Source organism: Paenisporosarcina quisquiliarum (assembly GCF_043641925.1).
GTDB classification, from domain to species: Bacteria; Bacillota; Bacilli; order Bacillales_A; family Planococcaceae; genus Paenisporosarcina; species Paenisporosarcina quisquiliarum_A.
Genome location: NZ_JBHZRU010000022.1, coordinates 56,715 through 68,092, shown reverse-complemented (window position 1 = coordinate 68,092; position 11,378 = coordinate 56,715). Strand labels below are relative to the sequence as shown.

The window sequence follows — 11,378 nt, the reverse complement described above, 5'->3', positions numbered from 1 at the left end:
GCTTCTTGCTTTACAGCATCTTCAAGCAAATTCTCTCTTGTTGCTTTTGTTTTTGTAGGAAGATTTGCATAAATTATGGTCGATGTAGTCATCAAAATTATGAATATTAAAAATGTAACTATTTTTTTCATTTAATCACCTACTCAACTTATTTTGTAGGTAATATGCCCATTGAAATTATTAATATTCTTTAGCTAAACTGCCCTATTAGTTCAATAAAAAAAGGGCTGCAAAAGCAACCCGATGTTCTTTAACTAACGCACCCGTTAATTGAAGAAGGAAAAACTGAAGCCTTATTCAAGTATCACACTCACTTAGCTGAACATAATACTATTCTTATCAAAATACTTCTTAATGTCCTCGGTAAATCCGTAATCCTCAATCCATTCATATATTTCATCCTCTAATTTTTGTATCTCTTCATTTTCGTTTTCATTTTCTGAATAAAGGTACATATCATCAAATCGTGCTATTGCTTGAAAAAGGTTGCTTTCCTTATTCATTGCTACCTTTATTTCATCATCATTATCTCTATGGTTAAATTCATCATGTAAACGGTTTAATTGAAATGAACCTTTTCGTAGAAAGTACATTGAAATAATCAATTTACGTTTTTCTTCTTCTGTCATTTGATTAAACTTCATAAAATTCACCTCATTATAGTAATACCCTAATTCATATGAATATTCATCAAGACGGCTTCCAGTCTTGTTAAACTAAACTGCTTCGTTAGTTCAATAAGAAAAAGAGCTGTTTACGCAGCCCTATGATCTTTAACTAAAGCACCTCTTAGTTCAACAACTAATTTGAAACCATTCTGTTTCTTGAGGGAAATCTTTTCTGGTTAGACTTTGCCCCGAAATCATTTGACGATAAGAAGTAATCGTTCCATCGTGTGATACTATATAAATCTTTTCTTTTTGTAGTTGCTTGCAATCAGAAATGAAATTTTCAGCTATTTTTATAAATTCACTTTCAGGCAAAACATTTATGCCATTAGACCATATATGTAGAGGAACCTTCATATCTATTTCAAAAGTTGGAAAATCATTTTTAATTCTTTCTAAATCAATTATTTTATCACAAGGTAATGTACTCCTATCTGGCAGAATAGGAAACATTCTAGGAGAGACTATTGGACTTACTATCTTGCGACAGTCAATATTTTCACTCCAAATGAATGCTGTTTCCAGCGTTCTTCTAATAGGACTTATTATTATAATATCTTTATCAGTTAAAGGAATTTGATTTCTTAATAATTTTGCTTGGTTTACTCCTTTAATCGTTAACGATGGGTCTGTTATTTGTAGACTACTCGGAATATCTAATGTATGTTCTCCTTGTCCGTGACGAACAAATATCAACTCCAATTAAACTCTCCTCCATAGTTAGTATTTTTCATACAAGATACAAGTATTTTTAGTTAATTGACCATTTATTTTAGATTATCCTTATTCAACTAACCTGCCCCGTTAGTAATACTACTCATAATGTTTTTAATTCTATTAAGTTGGCAATAATTCCTTTAATCTTACTTTTTTAGGAGGTATGGAATTGTTACTGTCAAAAGCTTGGTCTTCGTTTGAAGCTGATAAACGAATAGAGGGTTTTTCACCGAAAACATTGAAGGCCTACCAGTTACAGTCTTTGCTATTAATTGGTTATTTTAAGGATGTAGAGATAGAATTGCTAGATACAAATCAACTGAAAGAATATCTTGCTAGATCGGGCAAGCATTTAAAACCAGCCAGTCTTGCACATCGTATCCGCTTTATGAAATCGTTTTTTCGTTGGTCTCATGAAGAAGGTTACCTGAAGAAGAATCCAACTTCCAAAATTAAAGAGCCCAAAGTAGGTAAGAGGATACCAAAGTATTTAACAGAACGAGAGATTGAACATCTGCGTGAATCCTGTCATTCCCCAATGGAAAAAGCGATTTTCGAATTCATGTTTTCTACAGGTTGTCGAATTGGAGAAATAGTTGCGTTAGAAAAGAACCATATTAATTGGTCCAATCAATCCGCGATCGTAAGAGGGAAAGGTGATAAGGAGAGGGAAGTTTATTTTAATATACGATGCGAGATATGGCTTAAACGCTATATCGAAAGCCGTGATGACAATAATCCTGCCGTCTTTGTGACAGCAAGGCAGCCACATAAAATGAGTGTCGCCCAAATGCGATACATCATCAAGCGAATCTCAAATCGTGCTGAAATCAATAAAGAGATTCATCCACACCAACTTAGGCACAGCTATGCAACTCATTTGTTGAATAATGGAGCTCCTATTGAGGTCATACAAAGTCTTATGGGGCATGAGAAAAGTGAAACCACAAGGATATATGCTCAATTAAGCGGAAGGTTAAGGAAAGAGTATTATCAGAAGTACTTTTAAACGTAGAAGGAGCAACGTCTTATAAGACGTTGCTCCTTTTGACAAAAGCACCCGTTAATTGAATATTAGAATATTAAAATCAACTCACAATTACTCCTGACCCTCTAACCATTGTTCCACTTTTTTATCCATCTCTTTTTGTAAATCCTCTATATTCCCACTATCTTGTTGAGCCAATTTCAAGTATTTTTTGGGAAACATTTTTTTTAGAGAGGACTGATACAAACTACCGTCTTGTGGTTCTGTGTATTCAATAACAGAATAATTTTCTTCTTTTTTACTTAACTGAACTAAGGCAGGTAATGAATGTCCTGCTTGGTTTTCTATTCCAGTGGATTTATTAAAACCGCCGTAATAAGACCACATATATACGCTTATAACCCCATCTGATTCATTCGTGCCATATACTTTATGGACTTCAAATTGTTTTTCTGTATCCAAATACGAGGATGAGTATTTTTGTATAATGTAATCAGAAATGACCTCATCTATTTCTTCGGTTATATGCTTATCCCCATCTTGTAAGTTAACTTCATTCCCACTACAACCAACTAAGAATAATGCCCCAAATAATAAAAATAAAATAGTTGCTTTGAATATGTTACTCAAAATATTCATTCCTCCCAATATAAAATGATTTTATATGCTAAAAGTAGTAAGGTCTTCTTGTACTAACCTGCTCCGTTAGTTCAATAAGAAAAAGGCTGCGTAAACAGCCCGATGATCTTTAACTAAAGCACCCGTTAGTTAAAGATCATCAAGGTAATTCTGTGCATCAACTGTAATCATTAACGGCAATCCATTTTGTCGCCAAAGTGTTTTAAGTCTTTGAATGTCTCCGTATTTTTCAAACCAATCCAATACTTCTTTGCAAATTGAAACACACGACTTCTTCTCTTTGTCAATCCGACTTCTAACATGACAACGGTATTCAGTTGGATTTATTTCAGTTCCAAGAGCTTTAATATATATCGCTACGTTAATATAGTAGTCCTCATTACTCCACTGCGACCCTTGAATATTAAGAACATATATTAAATCATCTTTTGTTTTCGACCATGTTGTTTTGTTTTTTTTAAAACCTTGCTGTTTAAAAACTGGCTTCAAACAATCAGTTAGTTGTTCTTTGGATAGAATATTCATAATAACCCCCTCAAATGATGTGATATATTATGTTCATTTATTTTTCCTTTTTACTGTTAAATTAACCTGCTCCGTTAGTTCAAGAAGGAAAAATGCTTTACTCCTTCTTGAAGTAAAGCACCCGTTAGTTCAAGAAGATAATGCCACTATCTTAGTCGTGGTGCCAAATCGCAGAACAGCAAACATATTCATTTCTTATACTCACTTATTATTTCGGACAGGTACTTGTTGAAATCATTTACTTCCCTATGAAATTCATAGATGATAAACATATCTTCTACCACATATAAATTGTGGGAAACCATATCCATCGATTCTGTTTTCTTAATAAAAGTATCTCTTGCCATTTGAGCTAAGCTTTTACTCGGATACTTATAGATATGCAGGAAATCTTCACTTGTAATTTCAAGGTGATGGGGTTCCTTTCCGAGCAGTCTTTTATCTAATGTAGATTTATGGTTAATTGATACTTCATTAAATTCAATGCTTTCTTCGCTTAAGTATTCTTTAAACCCCTCGATACTACCTTTGTAAAAAAAAAATGCAATAAATAAACAAAGGGTAATAAGGATAATAGAGATAATTTTCTTCATTTTGAGCACCCCTATATCAGAAATAAATTAAAAAAGCATCGTATCTTCTTCAACTAACCAGCCTCGTTAGTTCAATAAGAAAAAAGAGCTGACTTAGCAGCTCATTTTTCTATTATCTGGCTATATCGGGTAAGCATTTAAAACTAGTCTGTCTTGCATGACCTACCTGACATCCTGTAATTAAGAAAAGAAACATTTTCCTATTTTTCTGTAATTACATTTTTATTTATTCGTCAAATTAACAAGGAGGGATGGAATGGAGAAATACTCGATTGCAGATTGGTTTCACAGCTACGAGAAAGATGTTACAACTTTTCTTATATATTTTACAGGTTCTATAGAAGTGGAAGACCTTGTTCAGGACACTTTTTTAGTTGCTATGAATAAATCTTCAAATTTCAAAGGGGAATCACATCCCAAAACATGGCTTATTTCTATTGCAAGAAATATTGTCATCGACCGCTATCGAAGGGCAAAAGTATGGGAGAGAATCAAACATATCCTCTCATCAGATGAAGCATATTCTTTGGATGTTGAAACCAGTATAATAAGAAAACTTGAAAATAATCAATTAAACAGTGCTATTCATAAGCTTTCTAATCCATACAAAGAAGTGGTGATACTGAGAGGTATTCTAGATTTTTCATCACAGGAGACCAGTTCAGTTTTAAAATGTAGCCAAAATAAGGTTAACGTAATGTACCATCGGGCACTAAAAAAATTAAGAGAAATTTTAGAAGAGGATGGGTTTTTGTATGACAGATAACCAACAAATTCAGGAAGATCTAAGGAACCTTTCAAAGCATTCTTTGAACAAAGAACAAAAACAAAGAATTATTTTAAGATTAACTTCAGAGGAATCTTCTATCGATAGAAAATTGTTTATTAAACCTATATTTGCTGTAATTTTCTCCTTCGCTGTTTTGAGTATTCTTGTTATGACCCAGTATTATGGAAAGGATGAGCGAAACCTTACAGCCGACCAGCAAGAACATGAAGGAATAGATTTTGTCGCCAAAGAAGGAGAGAACTTTGTCCTAGCGGATACAAAACAAGAAGTCATCGGCATTAAAGGGAAAGTTGCCCTATTAAATACTTTTCAACATTTTGTCGCAGAAGATAAGCGAAGAGTTGCTAAATTAATGACCTTTTTCTGGGGAGATCCTGCAGAACTTGTAGGGAAAACATATCGAGTGGATGCCATAAGTACTAATAATGAAGAAATCACCTTATCCGAAGGAAAACTTGGCTCTGCTCTAAACAGTGAGAATGCTCATGTTTTGCACCAATATAAACCGTTTCCAAGTGAAGGGAAATGGAAGTTATCATTTTATGTAGAAGAAAATTTATATGAAGAATTTACTTTAGATGTCCTTCCTCCATTTCCAAAAACAAAGCATTATATATTAATGGAATCTCCGTTGGAAATGAATATAGACAAAGAAAGTTCAATTAATATTGAGAGTTCTTGGAAAGACAAAAAGGAAATAGGAGTAAAGTTATTTGATGAAAAAGGAAAAGTAGTTGATCAAGCTATATTTAAGCAAGATGCTATGAATTATGATGCTTCTACCGGTGCAGAGATTTACATTTTTAATGGAAAGTTAGATTTTTCTAAACAAGAAAAATGGACATTGGAAATCGATGGAGAGCTAACTCAATCATTTAGCAATTAATAAAATTCTGTGAGGAAAAACTTCCTCACAGGTTTTTTTCGTCAATGATAGCAATACCAATCATGCTTTTTAGAAAAATGGGATTTCCGAATTAACTGCCCCCCATTCATCGCAATACCAACTGTGCATCAAAGAAGAAGAAAATGATTTTTACTAGAAGGAGGATTTTTTAATACCTGACAGCTTAATAATAAATCTTACAAAGGCTCAGCTTTTAAAAAAAAAGTGTTTTACTGTGTATACTTTAATTTGCTCTTTTTTTAATTTTAATTTTCATGGGAGTTCAATAAGAAAAGGGTTCACTCCTTATTGAAGAAGTGCACCCGTTAGTTGAAGAAGGAAAAACCGATGCCTTATTTAAGCTTCACACTCAATTAGCTGAACATGATACTATTCTTATCAAAATACTTCTTAATGTCCTCGGTAAATCCGTAATCCTCAATCCATTCATATATTTCATCCTCTAATTTTTGTATCTCTTCATTTTCGTTTTCATTTTCTGAATAAAGGTACATATCATCAAATCGTGCTATTGCTTGAAAAAGGTTGCTTTCCTTATTCATTGCTACCTTTATTTCATCATCATTATCTCTATGGTTAAATTCATCATGTAAACGGTTTAATTGAAATGAACCTTTTCGTAGAAAGTACATTGAAATAATCAATTTACGTTTTTCTTCTTCTGTCATTTGATTAAACTTCATGAAATTCACCTCATTATAGTAATACCCTAATTCATATGAATATTCATCACGACGGCTTCCAGTTTTGTTAAACTAAACTGCCTCGTTTGTTGAACCAGAAAAAAAGCTATACTTCCTTCTTGAAGTAAAGCACCCGTTAGTTGAATAACGATTACTTATTTCTTTCTTTTTTCTCTATATTTACCGATAAAATATACAATTAAAAGTGAAGTACCAAATAATAGAAAAATCCCAATGAAACTGATTGAAAATCCATTTCTATGGGGTGTTATAGCATTTAAGATGTCAGTGTTAACCAAATAACCAATAAAATAATACACAAAGTACACAGAGAAAATTACTAATATACTCAATATTGTTAATTTTTTATTTTTATACTTCAAATCCATAATTTTATGTCACCCCTTACTTAGATAAATCAATATTAATTTTCATCCGCAATCGCATTGATTAACTGTACAATTGAATTCTACTATAACCTTTTCGTTTGTTAAAATGGGAATATATCCTTGTTCCTTCTTTCGCTAAACTGCCCCGTTAGTTTAAGTGAATTCCTTCACAAACTACATATATCATTTCTATTATTTATATAAATTCAGTCTACACAGAACTACTTAATTAAGTAAGTCCTTTTTACAACGAAACACCCCCTCAGATAAAATTCCAAAGGGGTAAAACGGTGCAACTTTTTTATAAACGATATAACTTTGTTTTAAACGGTACATCATCTTTTTTACAAACGGTACGACTTTGTTTTAAACCCACATGGTGCACTGTCATTATGGTTCGATGAGCTCCTTTTGTAGTAAATGTGGTGTTATTCTTCTTAATCCAAAACGGTTAAATGTTTTGTTGGTAGCGTACTATAAACAATTTAAAATATCTTCAGCTAATATTTTAGAACCACCGAGACCTTTAAGGTATTTTAGGTCACCATTATTAGACCAATCAATTTGTTGTAGTTTATTCAATGTAGATAATATCTTAGTAGAATCTGGCTGCTGACTCTTACTCAAGTAATTAGAATTAATAATTTTATTTCCCGCGATCGCTAGTGCGTACAGTGAAATTACATGACTTAATCTATATGATTTAATATCCTCCCACTGTTCAGGTAAGAGATTACTTATTGAATCAAAATAAAACATAGAAATGTTTAATATCTTTTCTTTAGGTAAATCTTCCAATTGAGATTTTTTAATCAATAATGAGACAACATTATATAGATTTTGGAGCGTTATGTGCCTATCTTTGTTTCTTTTTCCTATCAAAGTTCCTTTTTGATAAAAAGGACTATTAGGTTTTAATATTAAATTAGTTGCAACCCAACTGAGGTCATCATTATCCCTATTTAAATACTTGCTTAAGGAAGTACCAATTCCTTTTGCTTTTGTATTAATTGTATCGAATAACTTAATTTCTTCATCTTCATCCAGAAAATGAAATGCTAAAAAAGGTACATTTAGTGTAGAATTTGTCTTTTTAACATACTTTTCTATTCCAGCTAGTCTATGTTGACCATCCATAAGTGAAGCTTTTTTCTCAGCAACTAACCGACCAAAGAGAGGACGATTTCTATCGTATGCTTGGAATTCCCAATTTCCACTCGCGTTTAATAATATAGGCGTGTATAAGGAATTCTCGCCTTGTGCTAAATACTTGGCAAAATCAACGCTTCGGTTTTTGTTAACCGGTCTTTGATAACCTTTTCCTGATGGTTCATCAAAGGGCTTCGAATAAAAGAAATTGATAGCTACTTGTGATGAGACAAATCCTTGGTAGGCAACTCTTCCTCTCATTTTAAATTGCAGAACATTTTCTATGACTATATTGGTTGATAAAGAATTCCTCATAAAAATACACTTCTCCTTTTTCACATTCACTTTTATGAATATAGTACTTATAAGTACATTTTTCAATGGAAGTTATATCATATTCATCTGTTTACTGGAATAAGGCTCACCTACTCTTAAAGAGAGGTGATTATTATGGATAATTTAATTAAACTTGTAGGAATTAATATAAGAGAAATAAGAAAAATAAATAATTTAACGCAGGAGGAATTAGCGGAAAAGTCTGGACTCCAAACTTCATTTCTAGCGGGGATCGAAAGAGGCGATAGAAATATTACTTTGCAGACATTAGAAAAAGTCATTAATGGTTTAGAAGAAGATCCTAAATCTATTTTTAACTTCAATTTGAATATCGATGAAGATTATATTTATAAAAAACAAGCGATTAGTATGTTAGTTAATTTGCTTACAGATAAAACTGAGAAAGATATAAAACTAATTCATAAGATAGCTAAAGAAATATTGGAAACATATAAAAACCCCTAAACACTTATCATAAGAAGTCACAATTAGTCCAAGAAAAAAAGTAATTACCCTCCTTTAGTTTTAAGAATGAGTAATTACTTTGAATAAGGTTAGAGATTAAAATCCTCAATAAGTGAGTTTTCTTTCTTTTCTCTAAAGGATACAATTTTTGTATTATTATTAAGTTCTTCTTTCCTTATATTTTTCCTGAACTCCTGGAATTTCTCATATCCCTGATTCGGATTTTCACTAAACATAGTATTAAACAAATGTTGCACAACTTTATTTCTTGTTTTACCGGTGGTAATTAAATTAATTAATGGTACATCTTCATGGCTACTAGCATCAAGCCACTGAAAAAAAATCTTTTCGTATTCATTTAGCATCTTTAAGTAGTTTTGGTTTACTCCTTTTAAAAGTTCGATCTCATTGATGCGTTTTTTTAAATCGGATTCGATTTTTTGGTTTTTCAGAATATATTTTTTGAGTTTGTTTTCATTAATAAGTAATGCGCCTATAAGTTTCTCTTTATTTTCATTTTTACCAATAAAGAATTTGTTTACTGCATCAATCGAATCAATTACTTTGTCCTCTGATATACCTGATACAGAAATTGTGTGTTCAAGCACTTCATTTGCTCCATCAATTGCTTTCCTTCCTTGTCTTCCTGGTTTTCTCCAAAAATCTTCACTAAAGTTGTTTAAGGTTTCACCTTTATTAAAAAGTTCTTGAGAAAATCGATGTACATCTAAATATTTAATAAGACCTGTATTTTTATTTAATTGGAGATATTGGTATATTATTTTATCAATTATTTCACCTGGATAAATTTGAGGCTTTCGTCCTTTAGTACTCATTCGTTGTCACCTTCTCTTTTAACATAGCTAGTTGATATAAAGAATGCTTTAACTGCTTGGAAGTTTCTTGTAATTCTCGATTAAATAAGACATTATCTTCGGAGTTAAGGTCACTCTTAAATCCTTTAATAGCTATTTGATTAAGATTGATTAAATTGTGTACTAGTAGTTTTGCGTTACTTTCTTTTTCATTAATTATTCTCTTAATATATTCTGCCTTCTCTTTATATTCATCAAATGAAATGCGCCATGCATCGCAAAAAACATGCTCTTCAACTTTGCAATTTTGTGTTGGATCCGTACAATACCCAATACTCAAAGGGATTTTAACATCTTTATTCTCGTTGGGTCTTAATATGAACTTTTCTTTGAATTTATTTTCATCAAATATATCTTTTGTTAGTTGGCCAATATTCCTGTTTAAATTAAACTTAAGCATTAACTCCATTACCTCAGAGTCAACCCAATATTCTAAATGTTGATGATAATGGTATTGAGAATAAATAGAGACATGCCCCCCTAATCTAGCAATTTCAACTGGATGATAGCCTTGGGTCATAAGATTTAAAAAGGCCAAATGTCGTGTATCATTAGGTCTTATTTTTCTGTTAATAACTTTATTTAGAGATGATGCGGTTTCAATTAGTTTTATGTTTTCTTGATCCATTATTCGAAATCCGTATTTTTTGGAAACAATCTCGGTATAAAAGTCATTTAATATTCTTGACATTGTTCTTGTACTGAAGGAATTTGAATCAATCTTTAGATTAATATAAAACTTTTCAATCGGTAAGGACACATACGAAAGCAGGGTGGTTGATTTACCATATTTATCAGTGACGTCTAAATATTTTTTTATTGCTAGACCCAATTCTTTTGGTATCAAAATCGTATCAATAACCTGTATTCTACGACTATTTTGTTTTTTTCTAGGTAACTTTAAAAAAAATCCATCTTTTTTCTCAAGTAAACTATTTCTATCTATATCACAGAACTCTGAAATTCTTAAAGGTATTATAGTTGTGAGATTCCACCAAAGATAAATACAGAAGTATTTACGATAGTACTCATCAGATAAATTAATTTTAAAATAATCCTCAACTACCAGTGAAAATTTTAATATATCATGTGAGCTTGGAATTTCTCTAATACCAATACTAATCTGAATCTTTGATTTTATTTCCCATATTTTTTCTGTGTAGATACCTTCTTCATCTATTAATGGATAATAATCAATAAAGTTTAGAATTGCATTGCAAAGAAATAATTGGGATCTTTCACTTCTATTCAATAAAAATTCAAAAGTTTCTTCAATAAAATTCTGTGAAAATCCATTCGATATTGTAAGAGTTTTCAAGAGCTTTTTTACCGTTAAAGTAGTAGTACCTGAAACGTATCCTCGATCAATTAAAGTAGAAGCCCAGCATTTTATAATAGTTTTAAAATTGTGTTCGGATTTGAAATTAAGGTTAGTTAGTCGGTCAAAGTTTATGTAACGATTTGTTTTTTGAGATTCATCATGTAAAGTCCATAAATCTTCATCAAAATCACATTGATTAAAATGATTTTCATTTGAGTATTTAGTTAATATCTCCTTCGACTCAAAAATTGAACGTGTTAAGTCAAATTCTTCGTTAACATAAATCTCAAGCAATTCAATCTCTTCGCTCTTTATATTCAGCATTTTTTACCT

13 protein-coding genes are annotated in these 11,378 nt (G+C 31.5%); 4 read left to right on the top strand and 9 right to left on the bottom strand.

Annotation, left to right across the window (positions count from 1 at the left end):
- Positions 1-314: 314 nt before the first annotated feature.
- Complete coding sequence (locus tag ACHUE4_RS14955; RefSeq protein WP_394191440.1) at positions 315-644, bottom strand: hypothetical protein; 330 nt, start codon at positions 642-644, stop codon at positions 315-317.
- Between the two features lie 150 nt (positions 645-794).
- Entirely contained in the window at positions 795-1,370 is a 576-nt protein-coding gene (locus ACHUE4_RS14950; protein ID WP_394191454.1) for a histidine phosphatase family protein, read from the bottom strand.
- Between the two features lie 184 nt (positions 1,371-1,554).
- On the opposite strand from ACHUE4_RS14950, the gene xerA reads away from it, so the two are divergent.
- A complete protein-coding gene (gene xerA, locus ACHUE4_RS14945; RefSeq protein WP_394191452.1) occupies positions 1,555-2,394 on the top strand; it encodes a site-specific tyrosine recombinase/integron integrase in 840 nt (279 codons plus the stop codon).
- A gap of 90 nt (positions 2,395-2,484) precedes the next feature.
- Here the strand turns inward: xerA and ACHUE4_RS14940 are convergent, their stop codons facing one another.
- From ACHUE4_RS14940 to ACHUE4_RS14930, 3 genes are all read right to left on the bottom strand, one after another.
- Entirely contained in the window at positions 2,485-3,003 is a 519-nt protein-coding gene (locus tag ACHUE4_RS14940) for a hypothetical protein (protein ID WP_394191450.1), read from the bottom strand.
- Positions 3,004-3,141: 138 nt separating this feature from the next.
- Entirely contained in the window at positions 3,142-3,537 is a 396-nt protein-coding gene (locus ACHUE4_RS14935) for a DUF4304 domain-containing protein (protein ID WP_394191448.1), read from the bottom strand.
- 188 nt (positions 3,538-3,725) lie between these two features.
- Positions 3,726-4,130, bottom strand: a complete 405-nt coding sequence (locus tag ACHUE4_RS14930) for a hypothetical protein (RefSeq protein ID WP_394191446.1) — start codon at positions 4,128-4,130, stop codon at positions 3,726-3,728.
- Between the two features lie 256 nt (positions 4,131-4,386).
- On the opposite strand from ACHUE4_RS14930, the gene ACHUE4_RS14925 reads away from it, so the two are divergent.
- Together ACHUE4_RS14925 and ACHUE4_RS14920 are read left to right on the top strand one after the other, a co-directional pair.
- Positions 4,387-4,896 (top strand): RNA polymerase sigma factor, encoded by a 510-nt coding sequence (locus tag ACHUE4_RS14925; RefSeq protein ID WP_394191444.1) that lies wholly within the window; start codon positions 4,387-4,389, stop codon positions 4,894-4,896.
- A complete protein-coding gene (locus ACHUE4_RS14920) occupies positions 4,886-5,806 on the top strand; it encodes a hypothetical protein (protein ID WP_394191442.1) in 921 nt (306 codons plus the stop codon). Before ACHUE4_RS14925 ends, ACHUE4_RS14920 begins: the two co-directional genes overlap by 11 nt.
- A 374-nt stretch (positions 5,807-6,180) precedes the next feature.
- On the opposite strand, the gene ACHUE4_RS14915 is transcribed toward ACHUE4_RS14920, so the two are convergent.
- Both ACHUE4_RS14915 and ACHUE4_RS14910 read right to left on the bottom strand, forming a co-directional pair.
- Positions 6,181-6,510 (bottom strand): hypothetical protein, encoded by a 330-nt coding sequence (locus ACHUE4_RS14915; protein ID WP_394191440.1) that lies wholly within the window; start codon positions 6,508-6,510, stop codon positions 6,181-6,183.
- An 863-nt stretch (positions 6,511-7,373) separates the two neighbouring features.
- Positions 7,374-8,363 (bottom strand): DGQHR domain-containing protein, encoded by a 990-nt coding sequence (locus tag ACHUE4_RS14910; protein ID WP_394191438.1) that lies wholly within the window; start codon positions 8,361-8,363, stop codon positions 7,374-7,376.
- Between the two features lie 135 nt (positions 8,364-8,498).
- Between ACHUE4_RS14910 and ACHUE4_RS14905 the strand changes: the two genes are divergently transcribed.
- On the top strand, positions 8,499-8,849 hold the full coding sequence (locus ACHUE4_RS14905) for a helix-turn-helix domain-containing protein (protein WP_394191436.1): 351 nt from the start codon (positions 8,499-8,501) through the stop codon (positions 8,847-8,849).
- An 89-nt stretch (positions 8,850-8,938) separates the two neighbouring features.
- Here ACHUE4_RS14905 and ACHUE4_RS14900 read toward each other — a convergent pair whose 3' ends face one another.
- Together ACHUE4_RS14900 and ACHUE4_RS14895 are read right to left on the bottom strand one after the other, a co-directional pair.
- The gene (locus ACHUE4_RS14900; protein ID WP_394191434.1) at positions 8,939-9,685 is read right to left on the bottom strand and encodes a hypothetical protein; all 747 of its coding nucleotides are present in this window, start codon (positions 9,683-9,685) and stop codon (positions 8,939-8,941) included.
- Positions 9,675-11,369, bottom strand: coding sequence for a site-specific integrase (locus ACHUE4_RS14895; protein ID WP_394191432.1), 1,695 nt, complete (start codon positions 11,367-11,369; stop codon positions 9,675-9,677). Before ACHUE4_RS14895 ends, ACHUE4_RS14900 begins: the two co-directional genes overlap by 11 nt.
- Positions 11,370-11,378 lie beyond the last annotated feature (9 nt).

Coding starts and splice junctions, on each gene's coding strand:
- ACHUE4_RS14895 (WP_394191432.1), bottom strand. CDS start 11,369: ATGCTGAATATAAAGAGCGAAGAGATTGAATTGCTTGAGATTTATGTT.
- ACHUE4_RS14935 (WP_394191448.1), bottom strand. CDS start 3,537: ATGAATATTCTATCCAAAGAACAACTAACTGATTGTTTGAAGCCAGTT.
- ACHUE4_RS14930 (WP_394191446.1), bottom strand. CDS start 4,130: ATGAAGAAAATTATCTCTATTATCCTTATTACCCTTTGTTTATTTATT.
- ACHUE4_RS14955 (WP_394191440.1), bottom strand. CDS start 644: ATGAAGTTTAATCAAATGACAGAAGAAGAAAAACGTAAATTGATTATT.
- ACHUE4_RS14900 (WP_394191434.1), bottom strand. CDS start 9,685: ATGAGTACTAAAGGACGAAAGCCTCAAATTTATCCAGGTGAAATAATT.
- ACHUE4_RS14910 (WP_394191438.1), bottom strand. CDS start 8,363: ATGAGGAATTCTTTATCAACCAATATAGTCATAGAAAATGTTCTGCAA.
- ACHUE4_RS14925 (WP_394191444.1), top strand. CDS start 4,387: ATGGAGAAATACTCGATTGCAGATTGGTTTCACAGCTACGAGAAAGAT.
- ACHUE4_RS14905 (WP_394191436.1), top strand. CDS start 8,499: ATGGATAATTTAATTAAACTTGTAGGAATTAATATAAGAGAAATAAGA.
- ACHUE4_RS14920 (WP_394191442.1), top strand. CDS start 4,886: ATGACAGATAACCAACAAATTCAGGAAGATCTAAGGAACCTTTCAAAG.
- ACHUE4_RS14915 (WP_394191440.1), bottom strand. CDS start 6,510: ATGAAGTTTAATCAAATGACAGAAGAAGAAAAACGTAAATTGATTATT.